The organism is Antrihabitans stalagmiti, from assembly GCF_016482825.1.
Taxonomy (GTDB): Bacteria; Actinomycetota; Actinomycetes; order Mycobacteriales; family Mycobacteriaceae; genus Antrihabitans; species Antrihabitans stalagmiti.
In genome coordinates, this window is record NZ_JAEMNV010000004.1 from 569,815 (window position 1) to 594,089 (window position 24,275).

The window sequence follows — 24,275 nt, forward strand, 5'->3', positions numbered from 1 at the left end:
ACAGAGGGGAGGGACCGTGATTCGCGACCGTGCTGTCCGCCTCGCGGCCGCTGTCGGCGTAGCCGTCGGCCTCGCTTTTATGGCTCCGAACGTCGCCGACGCCGCGCCCAAGAACTCCGACAACGGCGGAAATTCGTCCAACCACGGACCCTCGGGCAACTCGAGAGGTGGCCCGAACTCGGGCGGCAGCAGCAGGCCGAGCAACAACGGTCCGTCGAATCACGGTCCCTCGAACAGTGGTGGCCCCTCGAACAGTGGACCCTCGAGTAGAGGCCCTTCCAATAGCGGACCCTCGGGCAACTCCGGTCAGCCCAATCGTGGCGGCGCAGGAAATCGTGGTGGCGTACCGGACTTCGACGGTCCGTCCAACCGCGGTCCGTCGAACAATGGCCCTTCCAGCAGCGGTCCGTCGAACAGCGGAAACAGCTCGGGCCATCGCTCTGGAAACGGCGGCCCGAGTTCGTCGCCGAATGCCAACACGAACTCGAACTCGCCGAACAGCCTGAACTCGCCCAACACTCAGAACTCGCCGAACAGCCTGAATACGCAGCATTTCCACCCGGATCCGCCCGGCTTCGAGCTACCCGATGTCGACTTGCCCGACGTAGACCTGCCCGAGGTCGAGCTGCCTGAGGTCGAGCTGCCGTGGATCGACCCGCCGTGCCATCACCATCCTTCGCCGCCGTCCTCGGGTGGTCGGGGAAGGTCGTGGGGGTCCAGCCCGTCGGTGGTCACTCCGTCGGTCGAAACGCCGGCGCAGCCGACAATCGGCACGAGGCTTAATCCGCGACTCGGTGTGCCTGCCGTGCCCGCGGCACCTCCGATCATCGTTCCGGGATTGCCGCTATCGGGAGCACCCGGCATTGTCGCGCTGTCTTCGGAGACAAGCGCACCTGCCGAGCAGATCGTGGCGCCGCCCGCAGCAGTGCCGCCCGCAGTAGTTCTGCCACCGCCTGCGGCGAGTATCCCGGTGATCGTGAGTGCGCCGCCCGATGTCGCCAACACCAATGCATCGTCACCGTTGCCGAACCCGCTCGGCGTGTTGGGCGGCCTGCTCGCGCTTGCTCTCGCAGGCGGCGGCGCGGCCGTGATCAGCTATAACGGCGCCAACCTCGCGCAGGCTCGTATCGCGTCTGCGCGTGCCGAATTGTTCGGTCCGGGCGTCGGCTGATGACTCCGAACTCCACGAGGGGCGGCACTCGGTCGTACCGCAGAGTCGCGGCTGCCGTCGATGCGGTGTGTGACCTGGCGGCAGATTCCGACTCGGTGACGCTGGATCAGGTGGTGGACGCAGTTGCGCGCGAGCGCAAGCGACCGATCGAAATAGCTGCTGCGGATCTAGGTCCTGGTGTCTGCGGTCAGCGTCGCGCCTACCCGGACCGTGACGTCATCGTTCTTGCGAAAGGCCTGCCGAGTCGTAATCGGACGCTCGCACACGAACTGGGACACATCGTTTTCAAGCATCCTGGTGCTCCTGCCAGAGAGGTGACTCTCGAGGCGAGCGACGACTTGATTGCGTACATGCTCAGTCAGCGCTCGTATCAGCAGGTCGACGACGGCGACGACGATCTCGCCGAGTGGGAAGCAGAAACCTTCGCGAGCATGCTGCTCAACCGACTGAGGGTTTTCGGGAATCGAGGAACAGGCGTTTCGGTCCTGAGATTCGACGAGGCTCTCGGGTGATCTTTTGGTTGACCGCGCTGGCAGTGTGGATCGCAGCCGGCGCGAGAGTTGGACGCGTGCTGGTTCGACCGGCAACCACTGTGCGCGTCGCCATCGTTGTTGCCGTCGCGTGTGTGGCGGCTGCCTCGACGGTCGCGATACCGGATGTCGCTGTGAGTATCGATCGACTCGCCCCCGGTGGAGTCCGTGACGGTGAACGACTGTCGGTGTTGCTTGTCATCTCGATGTGGGTCGGGTTCACGACGGCGACGACCGTTGTCGCGGCGGCGACCTGGCCGATCACGTCGCGTAAGAACCTGCGTCATTCGGCCATGATCATCTACGCGCTCGGGACTGCCGTCGTTCTCGCAGTTCTCATGTGGTCGGCGCGATTCGGCTGGGGTGCGGTCACATTCGGATCGGTCGTCATCGCCATCACAGGTCTGCGGGCTCTCGATTGGACGCCGCTCGGTCGCGGTATCGCCATCTTCGTTGCTGGAACGGCCCTGGTGGCGGCGTTGTCTGCCTGGCAGTTGCGGCATGAGATTCTCGACGATTCGGTCACCGCGCGTACCCAGGAATTCGCCTGGGCCTGGTCGATCGCAAGTCTGCTGATCAGCATCGGTGCGATCTTCATTTTGGTAGAGATCTGGATTCGTGCTCGTGTGTTGTTACGTCGGGTGCGGGTCCTCCATCGAGTTCTCACCGAACGGTTCCCTGAGGTCACCCAGGACGATGCCGAGCACACGACGACTGTTCTACGTGCGTCGGACCAGGTAGCTCAGATCATGGATGCGCTGTTTCTGCAGGCGGGTAGCGGTGCATTCGTCGACGGAGGTTCGACGCCGATCGAGGGCCCCGAACGTGCTCGTTCGGTTGCGCGCTGGGTGATCGATCCGCTGCAGTCGGATCCACTCGATACTCGCTGGATTTCGCCGCCGGGCGGGGTCTCGACTCGGCGTTGGGTAGGCGACATAGCGGTCGCGTACGCGAAGGAATCCGGAAGCTGAGCTGACGAGGTGTTATTCGGTGCCGTCGGGTGGGACCTCGGGCAGTCCCTCGCTTGCGCGCAGCTTCTCCGCCATCGACGTCAGCAGGTTCTGCGATTCTTCCGACAGGTCGAATGCGCGACTGGACAGCCGTCGCAACCCGTAGCCCTGCAGCTGTGACAGGAGCTCGAGGTCGTGATCGATCTTGGCTGCGTAGATGTCGTTGAAGAAGTAGTCGGACTTTACCTTGAAGAACTTCGCAAGCGCGGCGACCGTCTCGTCGGACGGATTGGTGCGCTGCCCGGATCGCAGCTGCGATAGGTAGGGCTTGGATATCGGATGCCCGCTCTCCGTCAAGGCAGCTGCTACCTCGGCGTTGGTGTGGGGCTTGCGCCCAGGCGGGTGCACGGTTTCGAACAGCTTGTTCAGCCGCGCAGAAAAATCAGCCATGATGAGCCGCCCCACATCCCTTCGTTGGTATCTGACCTGTTACTTGCAAAGAGCTCTGTTTCGATATTAGCGGCTCAGTAACTGAAATCATACGATTGGGGTCCGTTTTATGGCCAACGTCCGAGCGCGCGTACTCCCGTGACCACGTGGAAACGCCAGTTTGCCAAAAGTTGCAGCGATGTTCTGGTCGCGTGTCCAGTTTGGAAAAGCGCCCAGTCGCGACGCCCAGTAGGGCGATCTCTTGGGTTGCTGAAAGGTAGCTATTGTTGTCTACTTGGTCGGTCATCCAACTTGGATTGTGGCGAGGAACACCGGGAGTTACGCATGTGTAAGCGCGAATCTGTGCTCGTGGCTGCAAATGCACGCACGGTGCGGGCGGTATCTCGCGCACGGAGCTCCTGGTGTGATCGAGCGTCCGACCTCGGTTGTGCATGACCGAAGCAAGCGCCTGTGGAAGGTGTCGATGGTGCGTTCGGGGGAGTGGCTTGCGGAGTGCGTGGGGAGCGACTGGGGAGTGATGTTGTGATAGAGCGGTTTTCGTTGCACTATCGGCAGAGCGAGTGGGTCCTTGGAGCGGGTGGGGAGCGGTCGAATCCGGACTATGAACAAACGGTGCCTACCGAACGGGCGATCCTTACGCACGTCTCGGCCGAACTCGATCGGTGGGAGCAAACGTTTCCTGCTGCGCGATCGGAAACCGCACCCGTCCTGGCACCGCGATTCTCGGTCGAGCTGTCGTCGTCGCCCGGCTGGGTATGCCTGACAGTGACTCACCCGAGCATCGACGAATCCGATCAGATTACATTGATGCGTCAAGTTGCAGCGATCATCAACGACCTGACACGCCGAAACTGAGTTGGCTTCTGTCCGAGGAGGTTCGGCAACGAGTAGGCCCGATCAGATTCTCTCGATGATGGTTCCGGTCGACAGCGCACCGCCAGCACACATCGTGATCAATGCCGTCGAGCCGTCACGGCGCTCCAATTCGTGTAGAGCCGTCGTGATGAGTCGTGCCCCAGTGCTGCCGACGGGATGGCCGAGCGCGAGTGCGCCACCGTTGACATTGACCAGATCCGGATCGGGTCGGTGCACTGCCGCCCAGGAAAGGGCGACGGAGGCGAACGCTTCGTTCACCTCGAACAGGTCGAGATCGCCGATCTTCATACCGCTCAGTTCGAGGAGTCGTTGCGTCGCCTGAACCGGGCCGTCGAGATGGAACTCGGTCTCAGCACCGACCAGGCACTGCGAGATGATCCGCGCGCGGGGGGTGAGTCCGAGGGCACGTGCTTTCGCTTCGTCCATCAGCATCACTGCCGCGGCGCCATCCGAGATCTGTGAGGACGTACCCGCGGTATGCACGCCGTCTTCCAATACTGGCTTCAGGCGGGCGAGGGATTCGAGGGTGGTGTCGCGCAAACCTTGATCACGGTCGACCACGGTTGTCTCGCCGGTCGGGTTTCCGTCCTTGTCGAGCACAGGCGCGGTCACGGGCAGCACCTCGCGATCGAACCGGCCTTCGAGCCACGCTTGTTTTGCACGCTGCTGTGAGGAGACGCCGAGGGCGTCGACATCCGCGCGCGATATTCCGCGTCGACGGGCAATCCGTTCAGCGGCTTCGAACTGGTTCGGCAGGTCGATATCCCACGAATCCGGCCGCCGTGGACCCGCGTTTTCGCCGACGTTGGCCCCGAGTGGGACGCGGCTCATTGCCTCGACACCGCAGGCGATCCCGACGTCGATCGCGTCCATCGCAATCAGTCCCGCGATCAGATGGTTCGCCTGCTGGGCCGAGCCGCACTGGCAGTCGATCGTTGTCGCACCTGCTTGCCACGGAAGACCGTTGTGCAGCCAGGCCGTGCGGGTGATGTTGTTGGATTGCTCGCCTGCCTGAGTGACGCAACCGCCGATGACCTGCTGCACGAGCGTCGGGTCGATGCCCGCGCGGTCGATGATTCCGCGCTGCACCGCTCCGAGAATTTCGGCGGCATGCAAGCCGGCCAACCAGCCTCGGCGTTTGCCGATCGGTGTGCGTACTGCCTCGACGATCACTGGGCTACCCATGGGTGGCTCCTTCCCCGACCAAGCGTTGGTCACTTCAAAAAGTAGAACACGTTCTCCCTTGAATGCAAGGCGCTACCTGCCATTTCTTCACAACTCCTGACACCTGTGCTTGAATGCATGTAGAACGTGTTCCACATCATGGACGATGTGCACAGCATCCTTGAGGAGATACTCGTGGCAGAGCCGAACCTTCCCCCGGGATTCGATTTCACGGACCCTGACGTCTACAAGGATCGAGTTCCGTTCGAGGAATATGCAGAGCTTCGCAGGGCAGCGCCCATCTGGTGGAATGCCCAGCGGCCGGACGTCGGCGGATTCAACGACGGCGGCTTCTGGGTCGTGAGCAAGCACGCGGAGGTCAAGGAAGTTTCGCGCCGCAGCGACGTCTTCTCGACGCACGAGAACACCGCAATACCGCGCTTCTCGGACGACATACCGCGCGAGAACATCGACCAGCAGCGGTTCATCCTGATCAACAAGGATGCGCCCGAACACACGAAGCTTCGCAAGCTTGTGTCCCGCGGCTTCACCCCGCGAGCGATCAACAGTCTGCGTGACGAACTCACGGCCAGAGCAAAAACGATCGTCGAGACGGCGGCCGCGGCCGGCGCAGGCGACTTCGTGACGCAGGTGGCGTGCGAGTTGCCGCTGCAGGCGATTGCCGAACTCATCGGTGTTCCGCAAGAGGACCGTATGAAGATGTTCGATTGGTCGAACCAGATGACGTCGTACGACGATCCCGAAGTCGACGCGGACCCGCGTTTGGCGTCCATGGAGATCCTTGGCTACGCCTACAACCTCGCTGCCGAACGTAAGAAGTGCCCAGCTGACGACATCGTGACGCGGTTGATCGAAGCAGACGTCGACGGCGACGAGCTCAGCCCCGAGGAGTTCGGCTTCTTCGTGATTCTGCTTGCGGTTGCAGGCAACGAGACGACGCGCAACGCCATCACACACGGCATGGCAGCCTTCATCGACAATCCGGATCAGTGGGAGCTCTACAAACGAGAGCGCCCTGCGACTGCCGCGGACGAGATCATCCGATGGGCAACGCCGGTGACGTCGTTTCAGAGAACTGCGCTCGAAGACACCGAACTCGGCGGCGTCGCCATCAAGAAGGGCCAACGCGTCGTCATGCTCTACAGTTCGGCGAACTTCGACGAGGACGTGTTCGAGAACGCGACGAAGTTCGACATCACGCGAGATCCGAATCCCCACGTCAGCTTCGGCGGAACGGGCGCGCACTTCTGCCTCGGCGCCAACCTCGCTCGCCTCGAGATCGATCTCATCTTCAACGCAATTGCCGATGTTCTGCCTGACATCACCAAGGTCGGCGACGAGCGACGACTGCGCTCGGGATGGCTGAACGGAATCAAGGAGTTTCAGGTCGACTACCAGACGAAGTGCCCTGTCGTGCACTGACAGGTCTTTCGCATCGATAAGGCCCCTGCTCGAGGAGCAGGGGCCTTATCGATATCTTGGTCGAGATTGTGCGAGGAATCAGACTTTGCGCGCCGTGCGCATTGCGCGCTCGATCTCCCAGAAGGCCCGCAGTGCAAGGATTTTGCCACTGTCGTCGACGCGATAGGTGAAGACCCCTTCGGCGTCGATCACCATGCCGCCCACCACCGACCTGATCGTCCCGGTGAAAACGGCCTCGCTACCGCATGCGAACGAATCGTCGAACAGGAACTCGATGGACTCGGTGGTACCGATGCTCATGTCCCAGAACTTTCCTATGGCCGCACGGCCGTGATGGCCCGTACCGGCGGGGTCGAAACCTGAACGCCCGACCGGATCTTCGACAGAGCCATCCGCGGCGAACAGATCGAGCCAACTCTCTTTGTCCTTCGCGCGAACGGCTGCCTGCGATGCGAGTCCTGCTGCGCGCGCCGGATGTTGCTCAACGGTCATCGATCATGCCTGCCCGGAGATGTTGACAGCGGCAAACTTTCGCAACGATTCCTGCTTTGCTTCCAACGGTCCGTCGAAGGCAACGCCGTCGAACAGCCACGGCACGACTATCGCATCGGTGATTCCCGCTGCGTCCATCTCCTCGTAGCCCGCGGTATCGAACCTGTCGATGCACACCGCCTGAATTTCGAAAGGTTCGTCGGCGCGACCGTATTCCGAACGCAGTCTGTCCAATTCGGCTTTCGTCGAAACGAGGTCGTCGAAGGTCATCATCGCCGAACACCAGCCGTCGCCGACCTTTGCTGCCCTGCGAAGCGCGGGTCCGGTGTGGCCGCCGACGTAGAACGGAACAGGCTGTGTCGGTGTAGGACTCATCTGCAGTTTGTCGAAATCGAAGAACTCACCGTGGTATTCCACCATTCCACCGCCGAGAACGAGTTTGATCACCTCGATCATTTCGTCGACACGGGCGCCGCGCTTGGCGTACGGCGCACCGCACCACTCGAATTCCTCGGGTGCCCAGCCTATTCCGACGCCGAACCCGAACCGATTTCCCGTCATCGCTGCTACCGAGCCGAGTTGCCGCGCAAGCAGCAGCGGATTTCTGGAGCCGAGCTTGAGCACATTGCTGTAGAACCGCAATGTCGTGGTCACGGCTGCCATTGCGGTCGCGCCGATCAATGGATCGACCCACGGTGTGTCGGCGTTCCACATCCGTGAACCGTCGGGGGTGTACGGGTATTTCTCCGCCGCCGTTTCCATGTAGAACAACGAGTCGGGCAGAGCGATGGATGCGAAGCCGCATTCTTCGGCGGTCTTGGCAAGCTCCGTGAGTTGATCGAGCGGACTCATCGCGATGCCGAGTGTGAACTTCATGCGGACCGGCTTCCGTTCGTTTCGGGGCGCTCGGAGCCGACCACCCACATCGAGAAGTATTGCGAACCACCGCCGTACGCGTGGCCGAACGCTTTCTTGGCATCGGCCACCTGGTGATCGCCTGCGCGACCCATAACCTGCATGGCTGCTTCCGCGAAGCGAATCAGCCCGGACGCTCCAATCGGATTGGACGACAGCACGCCGCCGGAGGGGTTGACGGGCAACCTGCCGCCGCGCTCGGTTTCGCCAGCGGCCGTCAGCTTCCAACCTTGGCCTTCAGGTACGAATCCGAGGTTCTCCAACCACATCGGTTCGAACCAGGAGAAGGGGACGTAGATTTCCGCGACATCGATTTCGGCGAGTGGGTCGGTAATGCCTGCGGCACTCCACAATGCGGCTGCCGCGTCTTTACCCGCCTGCGGGTTCACTTGATCGCGGCCTGCAAAAGTCGTCGGTTCGGTTCGCATAGCCGTCGCGTGTACCCAGGCCACCTTCCGACCTCCGTCCTCGACTCGACGCGCAGACTCCTCGTCGCCGATCACCAAGGCACAGGCGCCATCGGAAGACGGGCAGGTCTCGTCGTAGCGGATCGGGTCCCACAGCATCTGTGACGACTGAACGGATTCGAGCGTGATCTCCGGCTGCTTCAGGTGCGCATAGGGATTGACGCTGCCGTTGCGGCGGTCCTTCACGGCGACCATCGCACCGACGTGGTCGGGTGCACCGGAGCGGCGGATGTAGCTGCGGACGTGTGGCGCGAAGTACCCGCCTGCACCCGCGCCGACTGGCATGTTGAAGGGCACGGGAATCGACAACGCCCACATGGCATTCGACTCGGACTGCTTCTCCCACGCGACGGCGAGAACCCGCTTGTGCACACCGGCCTGAACGAGGCTCGCCGCAACCACTCCGGTCGATCCGCCGACCGAACCGGCCGTGTGCACGCGGATCAGCGGTTTGCCGGTGGCACCCAAGGCATCGGCCATGAAGAGTTCGGGCATCATGACGCCTTCGAAGAGGTCGGGTGCCTTGCCGACCACCACTGCATCGATGTCGTCCCACGTGACGTCGGCGTCCGACATAGCGCGATCGATAGCCTCGCGGCACATCCCTGACATCGTGACGTCGTGCCGTTTGGCGACGTAGTGGGTCTGGCCGGTGCCGAGCACAGCCGCAAGCGCTTTGGTCATTCTCCGGCCTCCAGAACTGCGACGAGGTTGTGCTGCAGCAGCGGACCGCTGGTTGCGTGCGCGAGGGCTCGTCCCGCGGTGCCCGAAATGATCTGCTGCGCTGCGAATCCGATGCGCTCGAGCCCCGCGGCGAACATCGGGTTGGCTGCGAGCGGGCCGCCCGAAGGGTTGACGATCGTGCGGTCGCCAAGTCCGAACGCTTCGGTGAGGATCAACTGCTGGTGGGTGAACGGTGCGTAGATCTCCGCGATGTCGTAGCTGGTGTCACTACCCGATGCGGCGGCTGCGGCGGCTGCCGCGGACGGTGCGATCGTCAGGTCACGCGCACCGATGTTCGGGGAGTCGATGCGGTGCTCGATCCCGCTGATCCAGGCCGGCCGTGCACACAGTTCCCGTGCTCTGTCACCGGCTGCGAGGACGATCGCGGCGGCGCCGTCGGTGATCGGTGCGCAGTCGTGTCTGCGGAGTGGATCTGCCACATAGGGTCCCGAGAGGAGTGCGTCGATGTCGACGGGTCCTCTTCGGATGCCCTGTGCTGCTCGAGAACTCCCGAACGCGACTTCGGCCATCGACCGTTCCGTCCACTTGCCGGCGTCGATGCCCGCGCGCGCTTGCAAGCCGGCAAGGGCTATCGAGTCGGGCCACAGTGGTCCGACCGTGTACGGATCGAGCTGCATGGCAAGGACTTTGCGGAGCGGACCGGCGGAGGACTTGCCGAAGCCGTAGACCAGCGCGGTGTCCACCTCGCCTGTCTTGATCTTGATCCAGGCCTCGTACAGCGCCCAGGCGGCGTCCATCTCCACGTGTGATTCGTTGATCGGTGGCACAGCGCCGACGGCGTCGATCGCGGAAATGAACGAGAAGGCTCGGCCTGCCAGGTAGTCGGACGACCCCGAGCACCAGAAGCCGATGTCTGCCTTGGTGATTCCCAGTTCGCGGTAGAGCTGTTGGAAGCAGGGGACCAGCATTTCGACGCCGTTGGTCGTGCCATCCGTCTCGCGAACATGGGGAGCGTGCGCGAAGCCGACTATCGCAACGTCGGTCATGGGGCTCCTCAGAGGTGGTTTTTGTAGGTGTCGTATTCCGCATCCGGTTCACCGGACGGGCGGAAGTGGTCGATGTTCTCCAGCGTGAAACCCCACTGGTCCTGCGGTTTCCAGACCGCCTCGACCCGCATGCCCATGCGCACCTCGGCGGGATCGCAATCGAGGATCAGGTGCAGGAACGCGATATCGGCGCCGTCGAGCAATACGTACGCCGCGATGTAGGGCGGTTTGATGCGTTGCCCGAGGAAGGGCACGTTGACGATGCAGAACGTGGTGATGGTGCCTTTGTCGGGCAGTTCGACCTGCTCGCGGGTCGGCAATCCGTCGGTCGGACTTGCACCGCGCGGCGGAATGTAGACCTTGGCGCCCTGGTGTGTTCGCCCGCCGATCAGCTTGCCCTCCGCGAGTCCGCGCAGGTAGAAGCTTTCCTCGTAGGACGCCGAGTGGTGGAACTGCAGTCTGACCGGCGTCGTGATCATGGTCACCGGTTCGGAAGCCGCTGCTGCGGAATCGCTTTCGCTGCTGGCCTCGGCTTCGCCTGGTTCGAAGCAGGCGATGTCGAGGATCGACCCCGTTGTCTGTTCTGCCCACCGAATGTGGACCCGCATACCGGTGCTCATGCGCTCGGGCGAGCCTGCGTCGACGGCGTGAAGTATGGCCGAATCGGCGCCGTCGAGCTGTACGAAGGCCCAGGCGAACGGGTGTTCCAGTGGCTGACCGTCGATCGGTTCGGCCGCCCAGGTCCAGGTTTTCACCGTGCCGACTGATTCGACGTCGACGAAGTCGGTCAGCGGTTCGTGGGTGACGGCGTCGAATTCGGGTGGTGGAACGAGAACACGTCCGTCGCTGCCACGGACACCGACGACGCGACGATCCCGCAGCCCGGTGAGAAAGCCGCCGATGGTCGGACCGACGGACCTCGTGTAGTCGAACTGCACGTTCAGGGGGGCAGTGAGCGGCTTGTCGCGCTCGTCGATGTGGTGAACATCTGGTGCCGTACTGTTCACAATGGTCACGAAGTCGAGTAGAACAGGTTCTTATTCTGGTGGCAAGTGCCACTGTTGCAGCGCCGCTCAGGTGGAGGTCGACGATGAAGCTCGGATTGCAGCTCGGCTACTGGGGCGCGCAGCCTCCCGCGAACCACGGTGAGTTGGTTGGTGCGGCGGAGGCCAACGGTTTCGACGCGGTTTTCGCCGCCGAATCCTGGGGATCGGATGCGTTCGCGCCACTCGCCTGGTGGGGCTCGTCGACGCAGCGAGTCAGGCTCGGCACGTCGGTTGCGCAGCTGTCCGGTCGGACGCCGACGAATTGCGCGATGCACGCGTTGACGCTCGATCACCTGAGCGGGGGGCGCGCGATACTCGGATTGGGTGTCTCGGGGCCGCAGGTTGTCGAGGGTTGGTACGGGCAGCCGTTCGAGAAGCCGCTAGCGCGAACTCGTGAATACGTCTCGATCGTTCGGCAGGTGCTTGCTCGCGAGGCGCCGGTGCGAAACGACGGTCCGCACTACCCGCTCCCGTACCTGGGCGCCGGTTCGACGGGGCTCGGCAAACCGCTCAAGCCGATCACCCATCCGCTGCGGGCAGACCTGCCGATATGGCTCGGTTCGGAGGGTCCGAAGAATGTCGCGCTGACGGCGGAGATCGCAGACGGCTGGTTGGCGATCTATTTCTCGCCGCGCTTGGCGCCGATGTACAACGAGTGGCTCGACGAAGGTTTCGCGCGCGAAGGTGCGCGCCGAACGCGTGCCGAGTTCGAGATCGCCGCGTCCTGTCAGGTCGTGATCACCGACGACCGCGCAGCCGAGATTGCGCGCGTCAAGCCCGTCGTTGCGCTGTACGTCGGTGGGATGGGTGCGCCGGAGTTGAACTTCCATGCCCAGGTGTACCGGCGGATGGGCTACGAGTCCGAGGTTGCCGAGATCGGTCGACTTTTTCAGGAAGGACGCAAGGCGGAGGCCGTTGCGGCCGTGCCGGACGAGATGGTCACCGAGACGATGATCATCGGGGATGCAGAGCACGTTCGCTCCGAGATCGGAGTGTGGGAGGCGGCCGGCGTGACCATGCTTCTGGTTACCTGTGGGGACACCGAACAACTCCAGCGGCTCGCATCTGTCGTTGGGACTTGCTGAGTCGGTAGAACACGTTCTAGATTCGAGTGGTGACCGACACCGATACCGTCGAACCTGGTTTGTGGAACATCGCCGCGAGCGATCCGGATCGAATCGCCCTTGTCGACCCGGGCGGCGCCGAGACGACCTACGCAGAACTGGCCGCTGCCGCCGACCGCTACGGCAGGGGTCTGCAGGCGATGGGTCTGCGGCCCGGCGATTCGGTTGTGATGATGCTGCACAACTCCGCCGACCTCGTCGCGTTCTACTTCGCGGCGTTCGAGACGGGTCTGTACATCGTCGCGGTCAATTGGCATCTGACGGCACCGGAAGTCGCGTACATCCTTCGGGACAGCGAAGCGAAGGCGTTCGTCGCAAGCGATCGCTTCGCGGCAGTCGCCAGAAATGCGGCCGACGAAGCGGAATTGCCTGCCGGAGGACGGTTCTCGGTGGGGACGATCGACGACTTCACGCCGCTGTCCGATCTCGGCGCCGACGAGGTCGGCAGGCCGGACATCCGCACGGCAGGTGGTCCGATGTTGTACACGTCGGGAACAACGGGTCGGCCGAAGGGCGTTCGACGTCCGCTCACCGGCAACGACCCCGACACGGTGCCCGTTGCTGCGAGCGGTTTCTTCGGAATCTTCGGCATCCGCCCGTTCGACGACCACGTGCACATCTGTGGGTCGCCGCTATATCACACCGCTGTGCTGAACTTTGTCGTCATCTCGATTCAGTTGGGGCACAAGGCGGTCCTGATGGATCGGTGGGATCCCGAGGACATGTTGGCGCTGATCGAGCGGCATCGGGTCACCCACAGCCACATGGTCCCGACGCAGTTCCATCGCCTGCTCGCGCTGCCCGACGAGGTCCGTGCCCGGTACGACGTGTCGTCCTTGCGCTGCATGATCCACGGCGCCGCTCCGTGCCCGCAGGAAACGAAACGCCGAATGCTCGAGTGGTGGGGACCGGTCGTCACCGAGTATTACGCGGCGACCGAAGGCGGCGGCACAGCGATCAACGGCGAGGAGTGGCTGCGCAAGCCGGGATCGGTCGGCAAGCCGTGGCCGTGGTCGGTCATCAAGGTCCTCGGCGACGACGGTGCGGAGCTACCGGTCCGCGAGCCTGGCCAGGTGTACATGCGAATGGGTGGGTCCAGCTTCGAGTACCACCACGACAAGAAGAAGACCGAGGAAGCCCGCGTCGGCGACCTGTTCACCCTCGGCGACATCGGTTATCTCGACGAAGACGGCTACCTGTATCTGTGCGACCGCAAGTCGGACATGATCATCTCCGGTGGCGTCAACATCTACCCCGCTGAGATCGAAGGTCAGCTGGCAATCCATCCCAAGGTTGCCGATGTCGCCGTTTTCGGTGTCCCACATGCGGATTGGGGCGAGGAGATCAAGGCCGTAGTGCAACCGGTCGACGGGGTCGTCGGTGACGACGCTTTGACGGCGGAGTTGCTCGCCTTCGCCAGCGAGCGCCTCGCGAAGTTCAAGCTCCCTCGCTCGGTCGACTACATGACCGAGCTGCCGCGAGATCCGAACGGCAAACTGCCGAAACGCAAACTCCGAGATCCGTACTGGGCAGCCCAGGAGCGGGCAATATAGGAGTCGCGACGATCTTCGTCGCATCGATGGGGGCGACGAGACGTGGCGACAGTGCACAAGGCGATGCTGCTCGCGACCGTACTTCTGCTGGGCGGTTTGGTTGCATGCGGTTCGGGCGGTACCGAAGGTTCACCGACCGGTGTGAGCGACGAGGAATCGATCCGAGACGTGGTCGAGCAGAGTTTCGACGCGCTGCGAACATTGGACGACGAGCGGTTCCAGGGCTACGCATGCGAAGCGAAGCGGCAGCCTGTCAGTAGTTCGCGCGAATCATCGCCGTTCGACGAGGTGTTCCTCGGACTCCGATTGCAGAGCGTCGACGACATTCGCGTCGACGGCGCGAAAGCTTCGGCACAAACCCGCCACTACAGCGTCGACGAACCAGACGACATCCTGTCCGACTCGATCGATCTTGTGCGCGAGGGTGGCGCTTGGAAGGTCTGCTGACCCGCGTCGGGTTGTGGGGAGAGAAGTCCCCATGCAATATGGGTAGCCCATATTTTGAACCAAGTGCACATCTGACCCGTATCGAGTCGATTCTTCTAATTTAATTCGTCTGTTGGACAACAACTTTCGTGCATCGCCAATGGTGTCTCGAGGCGGCCGACGCCAGTGTCGCAAGGTGGACAGTTTGCCCACCCTTAGGTGTCTTTCTGCCGAATGTGCAATTCGGACAACCTCGCAATAGTCCTGTCAGCACGACTATTGGAGCGGCACATGTCATCTCACCAGCGTCCACCAGACGATCACGACGAACGCCGGACCAAGCGACGACGAATCGGCGCACTGGTCGCAGCATCGGGCGGTGCCTTCATCGGCCTGCTCGATGCGACGATCGTCAACGTCGCGTTTCCGAGTATGTCGGAGACCTTCTCCGGCGCGGATCGATCCCAGCTCTCGTGGATTCTCGACAGCTATTTCATTGTTCTTGCGGCGCTGATGGTTCCGGCAGGAGCGCTGGCCGACCGCTACGGTCGCAAGAAGGTGTTCCTCGCCGGAATCGGAGCCTTCGTCGGCTCGAGCATTCTGTGTGCAGTAGCCCCGACATTGGAACTCCTTGTCGCGGCACGGGTTCTGCAGGGCGCGGCAACCGCTGTCATCGTCCCTGCGTCACTTGCGTTGGTACTGCGCGAATTCCCGATCGGCCAGCGCAGCACGGCGGTTGCTGTGTGGAGTGCTGCCGCAGCGTTGGCTGCGGCATCCGGACCGCCCGTCGGCGGCCTGTTGGTCGAGATCGCCGACTGGCGCTGGATCTTCCTGATCAATCTGCCCCTCGGCGCAGTTGTCGCTGTCCTCGGCATTCGCACACTTCGCGATAGCCGGGATACGGAGTCGACCGGACTTCCGGACCTTCTTGGGTCCGCCGTCGCTGTCGGTGCGCTCGGTCTGTTGACACTCGGTCTCGTCGAGGGTGACAACTGGGGCTGGACGAGTCCGGCCGTGCTCGGGTCGTTTGCGGTGTCGGCTCTGCTCGGTTGTGTGTTGGTGTGGCGTTCGCTGCAGCACGACCGTCCCGTGATCGATCCCGCCCTCATGGCCATTCAGTCGTTTCGAGTCGGCAGTCTCGGGATGCTGGTCTTCGCAACGGCGATGTTCGCGGTGATCCTCGGCAACGTCCTCTTCCTCACCAGCATCTGGGACTACTCGGTGCTGCAGGCTGGATTGGCCGCCGTGCCAGGGGCTTTGGCTACGACGATCGTCGCACGCCCAGCCGGCCGACTGGCCGACCGCTTCGGTCATCGTGCCGTGATCCTGCCCGGTGTCGCGTTGTACGCACTCGGTGTTGTCGGGCTCTGCTTCGTGGGGTCCGAGCCGAATTTCCTGCTCGACTGGATGCCGTGGACGATCACGAGCGGGATCGGCATCGGATTGGCGTTGCCAATCATGGGAGCCGCGGCGGTTGCGGACGTGCCTGAGCAGCGATTCGGTGCGGCGAGTGCGCTGAGCGCGACGTTCCGTCAGATCGGGGCTGTCATCGGAACCGCAGCACTTATTGCGATTCTCGGTTCGCCCGTATCGATCGACGACGCGATGAGCCATGCGGATCGGGCGTACCTGTTCGCCGCGATCGTCGCAGTCGTGTCAGGGTCGTTGGTGTTGTCGCTACGGCCGGCAAACAAGGTGAAGGAGCTGGTTCCCGCACGCTAGGCGCGGGCACGAGCTATCGGCCCTCGAACGTTGGCGGACGCTTCTCCGCGAACGCTCGAGGGCCTTCCTTGGCGTCCTTGGACTTGAAGACTTCGACGCCGAGGCGGGCGTCGATCTGGAAAGCCTCTTCCTCGTGCAATCCTTCGGTGTCGCGGATCGTCTTGAGGATCGCCTGGACAGCGAGCGGTCCGTTCTTGGCAATCAGTTCGGCCAGTTCGAGCGCCTTCTCCAGAGCCTGACCGTCCGGTACGACGTGTCCGATCAGGCCGATCTCCTTGGCTTCGGGTGCCTTGATGTGCCGGCCGGTCAGCAAAATGTCGGCCGCGATCGTGTACGGAATCTGCCGAACGAGCCGAACCGCGGATCCACCGAGTGGAAACAGTCCCCATTTGGCCTCGGAGACACCGAATTTCGCACTCTCACCCGCGACTCGGATATCTGTGCCCTGCAAGATCTCGGTGCCACCTGCGATCGCCGGACCCTCGACTGCTGCGATGAGCGGCTTCGTCAGCCGTCGTCCCTTCAGCAGTGCCTCGATCTTCGACATGTCCCAGCCGCCGCTCGAAAACGAGTCGCCGGGGTGGGTCGACGTCATTGCTTTGAGGTCGGCGCCTGCGCAGAAGGCGCCGCCCGCGCCGGTGAGGATGGCGACGCGGATCTCCGGGTCTGCGTCGACGCGATCCCATGCGTCGCGCATGATCGCCATCATTTCTCCCGACAGCGCGTTGCGTGCCTCGGGACGATTCATCGTCACGATCAGGACGTGGCCGCGCTGTTCGACCAGGCAGTGTGGTTGCGATGCAGGCGATGTAGAGGCTCCGGTCGAATTGTCCGGTTCGGTCGTTGTCGATGTCGAAGCGGTGGACATGTCTGGTGCTCCCGATTCGGTGTGAGCTGGGTCTCGTTACGGTCTTGCCAGAAACGGTAACACGTTCTATTTTTGTGACGTGGCCTATAACATTGCCGACCTTGTCGAGCACGCCGTCGACCTGATGCCCGAGCGCGTTGCGCTCGCCGATGAACGACGCGAGGTGACCTATGCCCAACTGGAGGAGCGAGCTAACAGACTCGCTCATTACCTGCACGAACAAGGTGTGGAGCCCGGCGACAAGGTAGGCATCTACTCGCGGAACACGATCGAAGCCGTCGAGGCGATGGTCGCTGTGTTCAAGCTGCGCGCAGTGATGGTCAACGTCAACTACCGCTATGTCGAGAACGAGTTGCAACACATCTTCGAAAATTCGGACATGGTGGCCCTGGTGCACGAGCGCCGATACTCCGACAAGGTCGCCGTTGTCGCGGAGAAGTGTCCGCTGCTGAACACGTTCGTCGTCGTCGAAGACGGCACCGATCTCGCCTACGCCGGAGTCGAATACGAGGACGCGCTCAGCCAGGCCTCGCCCGAACGCGACTTCGGCGAGCGCAGCCCGGACGACCTCTACATGCTCTATACCGGCGGAACGACAGGCAATCCGAAGGGCGTCATGTGGCGTCAGGAAGACGTCTGGCGCGTACTCGGTGGTGGCATCAACTTCATCACCGGCGTGTACGTCGAGAACGAATGGGAACTCGCGAAAGCTGGCGCAGCGAATCCGCCGATGACGCGCTTTCCCATCCCGCCGATGATTCACGGCGGCGCCCAGTGGGCCACGTTCCAGAGCCTCTTCGGTGGTGGCCGCACAGTGATGCACCCCGAGTTCGATGCACACGGTGTGTGGCAACTGATCGACAAACTCGGCATCAACCTGATGTTCATCACCGGCGATGCGATGGCGCGACCGATGGCCGACGCGCTTATCGAGGGCAACCCGGAAACCGGTAAGCCGTACGATCTTTCATCGCTCTGGGTGATCGCCAGCAGCGCCGCGCTGTTCTCGCCGAGCCTCAAGGACAAGTTCTGCGAACTACTCCCGAACCGGATGATCACCGACTCGATCGGCAGCTCGGAGACCGGCTTCGGCGGCCTGAGCATGGTCACCAAGGGCGGTGAGCACAACGGCGGGCCCCGCGTGAAGATCGACGCGTCGACCACCGTCCTCGACCAGGCAGGCAACCCCGTCGAACCGGGCTCCGACGTGATCGGGGTGATCGCGCGCAAAGGCCACATCCCACTCGGCTACTACAAGGACGAAGCGAAGACCAAGGCGACGTTCGTCGAATACAACGGCGTCCGCTACTCGATCCCCGGCGACTATGCGCGCGTCGAAGCGGACGGAACGGTGACGATGCTCGGCCGCGGCTCGATGTCGATCAACAGCGGCGGCGAGAAGATCTTCCCCGAGGAAGTCGAAGGCGCGCTCAAGTCGCACCCGGACGTGTTCGACACCCTTGTCGTCGGTGTGCCCGACGAGCGATTCGGTGAACGCGTCGCTGCCGTCGTCCAACTGCGCGAAGGGGTTCGGCCTCGGTTGGAAGAGCTCGTCGAGACCTGTCGCACCCAGATCGCGTCGTACAAAGTGCCGCGCAGCGTGTGGTTCGTCGACGAGATCAAGAGATCGCCCGCGGGCAAGCCCGACTACCGCTGGGCCAAGGAACAGACCGAAGGACGGGAAGCCGACGACCACCTGCGGTCACAGACTACGGCCGGGAGTTCGAGCTGATGCGGACCGAGTTGTGCGACAAGTTCGGTATCGAGTATCCGATCTTCGGCTTCACCCCGTCCGAGCACGTCGCCGCCGCGATCAGTAGAGCGGGCGGACTCGGCGTACTCGGTTGTGTCCGATTCAACGACCCCGAAGAGTTGGAGGCCGTCCTCGTCTGGATGGACAACAACACCGACGGCAAGCCCTATGGCGTCGACATCGTGATGCCGGCAAAGGTACCGACCGAAGGTACGTCGATGGACCTCGACGCGATGATCCCCGACGAGCATCGCGCCTTCGTCGACAGGACTCTGAACGACCTCGGGGTGCCGCCGCTGGCGACCGGCGTCGAACATGCGGCAGGAGTGCTCGGCTGGCTGCACTCGGTCGCTCGCGCGCACGTCGACGTCGCGCTGCGGCACCCGATCGCGCTCATCGCCAACGCACTCGGATCGCCGCCGAAAGATGTGATCGATCAGGCGCACGAACGTGGTGTGCCCGTGGCAGCTCTCGCCGGTGCGGTGTCACACGCTCGCCATCACGTCGAGAACGGCGTCGACATCGTGATCGCCCAGGGCTACGAGGCCGGGGGTCACACCGGTGAGATCGCGTCGATGGTGTTGGTGCCGGAGATCGTCGACGCGGTCGGGGACGACGCGCACGTGCTCGCCGCAGGCGGTATCGGCAGCGGTCGTCAGGTGGCGGCAGCGCTCGCGCTCGGCGCCCAGGGTGTGTGGATGGGCTCGTACTGGCTGACCTGCTCGGAGTACAAACTCGGCAGTGCAGCAGGCTCCGACGGGCCGTCCGTCGTACAGCGTGCACTGCTCGGGGCAACATCGGCAGACACCGTAAGGACCCGGATCTTCTCCGGCAAGCCTGCTCGATTGCTCAAGACGAAGTGGACCGATGCGTGGTCCAAACCCGATGCGCCGAGCCCACTTCCGATGCCGTTGCAAAACATCCTGGTCAGTGACGCGCATCGTCGGATTGCCGACTCGTCGGATCCGGAAGTGGTCGCGATGCCGGTCGGTCAGATCGTCGGACGGATGAACGAGATCAGGCCCGTCGCCGAGGTGATGGCAGAGCTGGTCAGCGGATTCGACAGCGCTGCAACACGAATCGCCACGGCAGCGCGAAAACCTGCGTCCACTGCATAGTTCTACCGGCCTCCGGCCTCGAAATCGCCTGCACAACTATGCATTCGGGAGTTTATCGACAGGCAAGCTGTTTCCGCAGGTCGCCGAGGCTGAGCCGGATGGTCGCTGTCGCACAGTAGTCGGATGAGATCGAAACCGTGGTTCGGCACGGCCGCTGGATCCGGGTGTTTCGCGGTGTCTATCGCGACCAGGACCAGCAACCGACGCCCATGTTGTCGCTTGAAGCCGCGCGTCTGTCTATGGGTGCCAGCTCCGTGACCGCCTGCCGCAACACTGCCGCGCAGATTCACGGGATTTCGGTAGTCGACGACGACACAGTCCACCTGCTCACTCGCGACGCGCGGATGACGCGCCGGCAATCGGGCCTGATCGTCCATCGCGACGAGTTCGACGACTGCGACCTCGTCCAGATCGGCAACGCCACAGCGACCACGTAACTGCGAACAGCGGTAGACACTGCAATGCTTTGGCCATTCCGGATCTGGCTCTGCGGCGACGTCACACGCGCGCCGAACTGGCGAAAGAATTCGAATCACACGCCGGTAAGCGTGGCTGCCGGCAGGTCGCCGAGTTGTTGCAGTACGCGGATATGCAGGCTGAGTCCGCAATGGAGTCGCGAACCCGTCTGCGATGCATCGACGCCGGTGTCGTCCGCAGACTCGACCTCGGTTGGCAGATGTTTTATGCAGCGATCGAGTGCATAGCTGTTCAGGCAAATTCCGCCCGCGGAACCTGAACAGCTATGCACTCGACGTTGTCATGAGGTGGCGCCCGAGCCGCCGCAGCTGATCCGTCGCCGAGCCGAGTGCGAACTCGTTGTGCTTTGCGGCGAGGAAGTAGCGGTGCACCGGATGATCGCGGTCGAGGCCTACGCCGCCGTGCACGTGGATGACCGTATGCGCTACGCGATGGCCGGCATCGGCGGCCCAGAACTTCGCGGTCCTGATCGACGCCTCGGTTGCCGATCCGTCGTCGAGTTGCCACGCCGCTTGTGTGACCGCTAGCCGCACGCCCTTCACATCGATGTAGGCATCGGAAAGGCGTTGTGCGACAGCCTGAAAGCTGCCGATCGGGCGATCGAACTGGGTGCGCTCACGGGCGTAGTCGCTCACCATTTCCAGCGCTCGCTCCAGCGTGCCCAGCTGTAGTGCGCTGATACCGACGGCTGCTCGGGTCAGCAGCCAGTCGATGATCTCGGGTCCGCGTTCTTCGGTGCCGACAAGATCGGAGGCAGCGACGCGTACGTCGTCCAACTCGACGATCGCTTCGGCACTCAGATCAACGACCTGCTGGCGGGTGATCGTCACACCGGGCGCCGCCGGATCGATGAGAAACACAGCTGTCCCGTTGGGGGTCGACGCGGGAATGAGCAGGCGAGCGGCCAATGTCGCCACGGGCACAGTCGTCTTCGTTCCCGATAGCACCCAGCCTGCACCGTCCGGCTCTGCTCGAGTTGCCGGTCGCGCAGGCTCGTCGTTGTATTCCTCGGCCAGAGCAACGGTCAGAATCGTCTCGCCCAGTGCGGCTTTGCGTGCCAAGTCGCACTGCTCAGCGGAGCCGAATTGGGCGAGTGCGCTTGCCGCGAGCGTGATCGATGGCAGGTAGGGGACTGCCGCGAGGGTCCGCCCGAGCTCTTGCAGCACGCTGCATTGTTCGAGGATGCCGAAGCCGCTACCGCCGACCGTCTCGGGAAGTGCCGCCGACAGCACACCGGATTCGGCGAGCGAACGCCAGGTGACGTCGTCGAAGCGGTCCTCGGCTCCATCGAGCGCGCGTAGTCGATCCGACGTAACGAGCTTCTCCGTGATGCTGCGGGTGAGCTGTCCGAGGTCGTCCTGTGCCTCGGTGCGAGTGAAATCCATTGTTGCCCCTATATCTACGACGAAGCCTTCAACGCTTCGCAGGTGGCTGGCGGAGGGCTGTCATTGCAATGATGTCGCGCTGGACCTCGTTGGTCCCGCCGCCGAACGTGAGAATCAACGCCGATCGGTGCCATCGTTCGATGCGACCGCGGATCGCGGCGCCGGGGGAGCCCTGGCGTAGATACGCGGACGCGCCGAGCACTTCCATCAACAGTCGGTAGGCCTCGGTCGCGAGTTCTGTGCCGTAGACCTTGCACGCCGACGCGTCGTACTTGTTCGGCGCAGCGCCGACCGTCCAGGCGATCTCCCAGTTCATCAGCTTGAGGTACTCGACCTTGGCGTGGACTCGGGCGAGATTGATCTGGACCCATTCGCGGTCGATGATGCGGGAACCGTCGATGGCCTTGGTGTTCTGCGCCCACTCGAGGACCTCGGCCAGCGAGGTCTGCAGCGGGGCGGCGGAGGTGAGGGCCACACGCTCGTGGTTCAGCTGATTGGTCATCAGCGGCCAGCCGCCGTTGACCTCGCCGACCAACGCAGTGGCAGGCACTCGAACGTCCTGGTAGTAGGTGGCGCTGGTGTCTGGACCTGCCATCGTGTGGACCGGAGTCCACGAGAAGCCTTCGGCATCGGTCGGCACGATGAACATGCTGATGCCCTTGTGCTTCTTCGCGTCCTGATCGGTCCGACAGGCCAGCCAGACGTAGTCGGCGTAGGCGATGAGGCTCGTCCACATCTTCTGGCCGTTGATGATCCAGTCGTCACCGTCGCGGACGGCCGTCGTTCGCAAGCTTGCGAGGTCGGTGCCGGCGCCGGGTTCGGAGTAGCCGATCGAGAAGTGCAGTTCACCGGCCGAGATCTTCGGCAGGAAGTAGTTCTTCTGTTCCTCGGAGCCGTAGTGCATGATCGTCGGCGCGACGGAGTTGATCGTGAGGAACGGGACTGGCGCGCCCGCGATCGCGGCCTCGTCGGTGAAGATGAGTTGGTCGATCATCGAGCGTTCCTGGCCGCCGTATTCCTTGGGCCAGCCGAGCGTGAGCCAACCGTCGTGGCCCATCTGCGCGACGATGTCGCGGTAGACGGTGCCCGAGCCGACTTCGCCGGATTGCGAGCTGAGTGCCTCGCGGCGCTCCGGCGTGACCAATCGAGCGAAGTATTCCCGCAATTCGTCGCGCAGCTGCTGTTGCTCCGCGGTGTACGCGATTCGCATGTCTCTTTGCCTCTCATCCCACTTGTTCGAATCATTGCACAGGAGGTGGAACAGGTTCTAGTGTTGAACCTCGAAGGCGAGTAACCGCAGCCCGGTTTCGACGCCCTTCGTCATCGCTTTCCGATTCGCTGAGGGGTGCTGTCATGGAGATCAAGGTCGACTTCGATCAATGCGAGGCGAACGGCATTTGCGTTGGAATCGCGCCCGATATCTTCGATCTCGACGATAACGACGAGCTTCAGGTGGCTAGTGGACCTGTGCCTGCCGGTCGTGAAGAAGATGTCCGCGATGCGATAGCGCAGTGCCCGAAGGTCGCGTTGCGCGAGCAGCCATGACCCATGGTTGCTCGGAACGAGAACACGTTCTAAAGTTCGGCGTGTGAGCGAATCGGAAGTGAGTCTCGAAGGCCTGGTGGCGATCGTGACCGGAGCGGGTGCGGGTCTCGGACGTTCGGAGGCGATCGCACTTGCGCGTGCAGGTGCCGCGGTGGTGATCAACGACCTCGGACCAAGCGACGCGGTCGACGACACCCTCGATCAGTTACGGGCGGTGGGGGCGGACACGGCATTCGTCGGTGGTGACGTCGGCGAGCGGGTGACGGCCGATGCCTTGATGTCCACCGCGCAGGATCGGTTCGGCAGCGTCGACATCGTCGTCAACAACGCGGGTGTCGTGCGTGATCGGATGTTGTTCAACATGTCCGACGACGACTGGGATCTTGTTCTCAAGGTGCACCTGCGTGGCCACTTTCTGCTGAGTCGCAATGCTGCTCAGTACTGGCGCGCGAAGTCGAAGGATGCCGGAGCGCCGATCTACGGACGTCTGGTCAACACCTCGTCCGAAGCGGGTCTACTCGGTCCGGAGGGTCAGGCGAACTACGGTGCGGCCAAGGCAGGCATCACAGCATTGACCCTTTCTGCTGCCCGCGGATTGTCGCGGTACGGGGTCCGAGCGAATGCGATCTGCCCTCGAGCTCGGACCTCGATGACCGAAGGCGTATTCGGTGCGGCACCCGACGACGGTGACGATCCGCTATCGCCCGAACATGTCGCGGAACTCGTCGCCTATCTGGCATCGCCGGCCGCAGCCGCGATCAGTGGGCAGGTGTTCGTTGTGTACGGGCCGATGGTTGCGCTGATGGCTGCTCCGACCGTCGAGCAACGCTTCGATGCGGTCGGGTCGGCGTGGTCGGCGGGCGAACTTGCAGGCGGCCTCGGTGACTACTTTGCCGATCGGGACGCAACGCTGACCTTCTCGGCGTCGCAGGCGCTGCGACTGGAGCCGAAGATTAAGGTCTGAATCCGGCCCATTTCCTCGGCTGGGGGGTCAAGATGGGCTGAGGGGCGCGCAGAGGGGCTAGGCGCAAGTGGGAACTTAGGTGCAACGTGTTTCAATATACGGTGTA

General features: G+C 63.1%; 25 protein-coding genes. 15 read left to right on the forward strand and 10 right to left on the reverse strand.

The genetic code is table 11. The features are described 5' to 3' along the window. Positions 1-16: 16 nt before the first annotated feature. From JGU71_RS15625 to JGU71_RS15635, 3 genes are read left to right on the forward strand one after another with little or no spacing between them, the layout of a single operon-like run. Positions 17-1,171 carry a hypothetical protein gene (locus JGU71_RS15625; RefSeq protein ID WP_199705112.1) on the forward strand — a complete coding sequence of 385 codons (1,155 nt, stop codon included), beginning with the start codon at positions 17-19 and terminating at the stop codon, positions 1,169-1,171. After that, entirely contained in the window at positions 1,171-1,683 is a 513-nt protein-coding gene (locus JGU71_RS15630; RefSeq protein WP_199705113.1) for an ImmA/IrrE family metallo-endopeptidase, read from the forward strand. Before JGU71_RS15625 ends, JGU71_RS15630 begins: the two co-directional genes overlap by 1 nt. After that, positions 1,680-2,672, forward strand: coding sequence for a hypothetical protein (locus tag JGU71_RS15635; protein WP_199705114.1), 993 nt, complete (start codon positions 1,680-1,682; stop codon positions 2,670-2,672). Before JGU71_RS15630 ends, JGU71_RS15635 begins: the two co-directional genes overlap by 4 nt. Positions 2,673-2,684: 12 nt before the next feature. Here the strand turns inward: JGU71_RS15635 and JGU71_RS15640 are convergent, their stop codons facing one another. Beyond that, entirely contained in the window at positions 2,685-3,101 is a 417-nt protein-coding gene (locus JGU71_RS15640) for a helix-turn-helix domain-containing protein (RefSeq protein WP_199705115.1), read from the reverse strand. A gap of 612 nt (positions 3,102-3,713) precedes the next feature. Here JGU71_RS15640 and JGU71_RS15645 point away from each other — a divergent pair. Beyond that, the gene (locus JGU71_RS15645) at positions 3,714-3,956 is read left to right on the forward strand and encodes a hypothetical protein (protein ID WP_199705116.1); all 243 of its coding nucleotides are present in this window, start codon (positions 3,714-3,716) and stop codon (positions 3,954-3,956) included. A 42-nt stretch (positions 3,957-3,998) separates the two neighbouring features. Here the strand turns inward: JGU71_RS15645 and JGU71_RS15650 are convergent, their stop codons facing one another. Beyond that, positions 3,999-5,162 carry a steroid 3-ketoacyl-CoA thiolase gene (locus JGU71_RS15650; protein WP_199705117.1) on the reverse strand — a complete coding sequence of 388 codons (1,164 nt, stop codon included), beginning with the start codon at positions 5,160-5,162 and terminating at the stop codon, positions 3,999-4,001. Positions 5,163-5,336: 174 nt separating this feature from the next. On the opposite strand from JGU71_RS15650, the gene JGU71_RS15655 reads away from it, so the two are divergent. Next, entirely contained in the window at positions 5,337-6,584 is a 1,248-nt protein-coding gene (locus tag JGU71_RS15655; RefSeq protein ID WP_199705118.1) for a cytochrome P450, read from the forward strand. 78 nt (positions 6,585-6,662) lie between these two features. On the opposite strand, the gene JGU71_RS15660 is transcribed toward JGU71_RS15655, so the two are convergent. Genes JGU71_RS15660 through JGU71_RS15680 form a run of 5 tightly spaced genes read right to left on the reverse strand, consistent with a single transcriptional unit; the run spans position 6,663 to position 11,198 of the window. Beyond that, positions 6,663-7,076 (reverse strand): nuclear transport factor 2 family protein, encoded by a 414-nt coding sequence (locus tag JGU71_RS15660; RefSeq protein WP_199705119.1) that lies wholly within the window; start codon positions 7,074-7,076, stop codon positions 6,663-6,665. 3 nt (positions 7,077-7,079) lie between these two features. Beyond that, on the reverse strand, positions 7,080-7,952 hold the full coding sequence (locus JGU71_RS15665) for a TIGR03619 family F420-dependent LLM class oxidoreductase (protein ID WP_199705120.1): 873 nt from the start codon (positions 7,950-7,952) through the stop codon (positions 7,080-7,082). Further along, a complete protein-coding gene (locus tag JGU71_RS15670) occupies positions 7,949-9,142 on the reverse strand; it encodes a thiolase family protein (RefSeq protein ID WP_199705121.1) in 1,194 nt (397 codons plus the stop codon). The genes JGU71_RS15665 and JGU71_RS15670 overlap by 4 nt, the downstream gene beginning before the upstream one ends. Next, positions 9,139-10,188, reverse strand: a complete 1,050-nt coding sequence (locus JGU71_RS15675) for a thiolase family protein (RefSeq protein ID WP_199705122.1) — start codon at positions 10,186-10,188, stop codon at positions 9,139-9,141. Before JGU71_RS15675 ends, JGU71_RS15670 begins: the two co-directional genes overlap by 4 nt. A gap of 8 nt (positions 10,189-10,196) precedes the next feature. Continuing rightward, positions 10,197-11,198, reverse strand: coding sequence for a Zn-ribbon domain-containing OB-fold protein (locus JGU71_RS15680; protein WP_372433192.1), 1,002 nt, complete (start codon positions 11,196-11,198; stop codon positions 10,197-10,199). An 80-nt stretch (positions 11,199-11,278) separates the two neighbouring features. On the opposite strand from JGU71_RS15680, the gene JGU71_RS15685 reads away from it, so the two are divergent. The 4 genes from JGU71_RS15685 (at position 11,279) to JGU71_RS15700 (ending at position 16,059) form a co-directional block, all read left to right on the forward strand. Beyond that, complete coding sequence (locus JGU71_RS15685) at positions 11,279-12,319, forward strand: LLM class F420-dependent oxidoreductase (protein ID WP_199705123.1); 1,041 nt, start codon at positions 11,279-11,281, stop codon at positions 12,317-12,319. Between the two features lie 29 nt (positions 12,320-12,348). After that, positions 12,349-13,911: an acyl-CoA synthetase gene (locus tag JGU71_RS15690; RefSeq protein ID WP_199705124.1), complete on the forward strand. Its 1,563-nt coding sequence runs from the start codon at positions 12,349-12,351 to the stop codon at positions 13,909-13,911. A gap of 42 nt (positions 13,912-13,953) precedes the next feature. After that, positions 13,954-14,358: an Rv0361 family membrane protein gene (locus JGU71_RS15695; protein WP_199705125.1), complete on the forward strand. Its 405-nt coding sequence runs from the start codon at positions 13,954-13,956 to the stop codon at positions 14,356-14,358. Positions 14,359-14,628: 270 nt separating this feature from the next. Then, positions 14,629-16,059 (forward strand): MFS transporter, encoded by a 1,431-nt coding sequence (locus tag JGU71_RS15700; RefSeq protein WP_199705126.1) that lies wholly within the window; start codon positions 14,629-14,631, stop codon positions 16,057-16,059. Positions 16,060-16,072: 13 nt separating this feature from the next. Here JGU71_RS15700 and JGU71_RS15705 read toward each other — a convergent pair whose 3' ends face one another. Then, complete coding sequence (locus tag JGU71_RS15705; protein WP_199705127.1) at positions 16,073-16,927, reverse strand: crotonase/enoyl-CoA hydratase family protein; 855 nt, start codon at positions 16,925-16,927, stop codon at positions 16,073-16,075. A 79-nt stretch (positions 16,928-17,006) separates the two neighbouring features. Between JGU71_RS15705 and JGU71_RS15710 the strand changes: the two genes are divergently transcribed. The 4 genes from JGU71_RS15710 (at position 17,007) to JGU71_RS15725 (ending at position 20,534) form a co-directional block, all read left to right on the forward strand. Further along, the gene (locus JGU71_RS15710) at positions 17,007-18,659 is read left to right on the forward strand and encodes an acyl-CoA synthetase (RefSeq protein WP_199705128.1); all 1,653 of its coding nucleotides are present in this window, start codon (positions 17,007-17,009) and stop codon (positions 18,657-18,659) included. Then, positions 18,659-19,798: an NAD(P)H-dependent flavin oxidoreductase gene (locus JGU71_RS15715; RefSeq protein WP_199705129.1), complete on the forward strand. Its 1,140-nt coding sequence runs from the start codon at positions 18,659-18,661 to the stop codon at positions 19,796-19,798. The genes JGU71_RS15710 and JGU71_RS15715 overlap by 1 nt, the downstream gene beginning before the upstream one ends. Before the next feature lie 239 nt (positions 19,799-20,037). Then, complete coding sequence (locus JGU71_RS15720; RefSeq protein ID WP_199705130.1) at positions 20,038-20,235, forward strand: hypothetical protein; 198 nt, start codon at positions 20,038-20,040, stop codon at positions 20,233-20,235. A 29-nt stretch (positions 20,236-20,264) separates the two neighbouring features. Further along, entirely contained in the window at positions 20,265-20,534 is a 270-nt protein-coding gene (locus tag JGU71_RS15725) for a hypothetical protein (protein WP_199705131.1), read from the forward strand. 4 nt (positions 20,535-20,538) lie between these two features. On the opposite strand, the gene JGU71_RS15730 is transcribed toward JGU71_RS15725, so the two are convergent. Both JGU71_RS15730 and JGU71_RS15735 read right to left on the reverse strand, forming a co-directional pair. Further along, positions 20,539-21,660, reverse strand: a complete 1,122-nt coding sequence (locus JGU71_RS15730; protein ID WP_199705132.1) for an acyl-CoA dehydrogenase family protein — start codon at positions 21,658-21,660, stop codon at positions 20,539-20,541. A 28-nt stretch (positions 21,661-21,688) separates the two neighbouring features. Then, positions 21,689-22,870: an acyl-CoA dehydrogenase family protein gene (locus tag JGU71_RS15735; RefSeq protein WP_199705133.1), complete on the reverse strand. Its 1,182-nt coding sequence runs from the start codon at positions 22,868-22,870 to the stop codon at positions 21,689-21,691. 143 nt (positions 22,871-23,013) lie between these two features. Between JGU71_RS15735 and JGU71_RS15740 the strand changes: the two genes are divergently transcribed. Both JGU71_RS15740 and JGU71_RS15745 read left to right on the forward strand, forming a co-directional pair. Beyond that, positions 23,014-23,205, forward strand: a complete 192-nt coding sequence (locus tag JGU71_RS15740; protein ID WP_199705134.1) for a ferredoxin — start codon at positions 23,014-23,016, stop codon at positions 23,203-23,205. Between the two features lie 43 nt (positions 23,206-23,248). Next, entirely contained in the window at positions 23,249-24,169 is a 921-nt protein-coding gene (locus JGU71_RS15745) for a 3-oxoacyl-ACP reductase (protein ID WP_199705135.1), read from the forward strand. The last annotated feature ends 106 nt before the right edge of the window (positions 24,170-24,275 follow it).

Excerpts from the sequence above, each read along its gene's own strand:
- JGU71_RS15630 (WP_199705113.1), top strand. The coding sequence starts at position 1,171 with ATGACTCCGAACTCCACGAGGGGCGGCACTCGGTCGTACCGCAGAGTC.
- JGU71_RS15640 (WP_199705115.1), bottom strand. The coding sequence starts at position 3,101 with ATGGCTGATTTTTCTGCGCGGCTGAACAAGCTGTTCGAAACCGTGCAC.
- JGU71_RS15650 (WP_199705117.1), bottom strand. The coding sequence starts at position 5,162 with ATGGGTAGCCCAGTGATCGTCGAGGCAGTACGCACACCGATCGGCAAA.
- JGU71_RS15660 (WP_199705119.1), bottom strand. The coding sequence starts at position 7,076 with ATGACCGTTGAGCAACATCCGGCGCGCGCAGCAGGACTCGCATCGCAG.
- JGU71_RS15665 (WP_199705120.1), bottom strand. The coding sequence starts at position 7,952 with ATGAAGTTCACACTCGGCATCGCGATGAGTCCGCTCGATCAACTCACG.
- JGU71_RS15670 (WP_199705121.1), bottom strand. The coding sequence starts at position 9,142 with ATGACCAAAGCGCTTGCGGCTGTGCTCGGCACCGGCCAGACCCACTAC.
- JGU71_RS15675 (WP_199705122.1), bottom strand. The coding sequence starts at position 10,188 with ATGACCGACGTTGCGATAGTCGGCTTCGCGCACGCTCCCCATGTTCGC.
- JGU71_RS15685 (WP_199705123.1), top strand. The coding sequence starts at position 11,279 with ATGAAGCTCGGATTGCAGCTCGGCTACTGGGGCGCGCAGCCTCCCGCG.
- JGU71_RS15700 (WP_199705126.1), top strand. The coding sequence starts at position 14,629 with ATGTCATCTCACCAGCGTCCACCAGACGATCACGACGAACGCCGGACC.
- JGU71_RS15705 (WP_199705127.1), bottom strand. The coding sequence starts at position 16,927 with ATGTCCACCGCTTCGACATCGACAACGACCGAACCGGACAATTCGACC.
- JGU71_RS15715 (WP_199705129.1), top strand. The coding sequence starts at position 18,659 with ATGCGGACCGAGTTGTGCGACAAGTTCGGTATCGAGTATCCGATCTTC.
- JGU71_RS15720 (WP_199705130.1), top strand. The coding sequence starts at position 20,038 with ATGGGTGCCAGCTCCGTGACCGCCTGCCGCAACACTGCCGCGCAGATT.
- JGU71_RS15730 (WP_199705132.1), bottom strand. The coding sequence starts at position 21,660 with ATGGATTTCACTCGCACCGAGGCACAGGACGACCTCGGACAGCTCACC.
- JGU71_RS15735 (WP_199705133.1), bottom strand. The coding sequence starts at position 22,870 with ATGCGAATCGCGTACACCGCGGAGCAACAGCAGCTGCGCGACGAATTG.
- JGU71_RS15740 (WP_199705134.1), top strand. The coding sequence starts at position 23,014 with ATGGAGATCAAGGTCGACTTCGATCAATGCGAGGCGAACGGCATTTGC.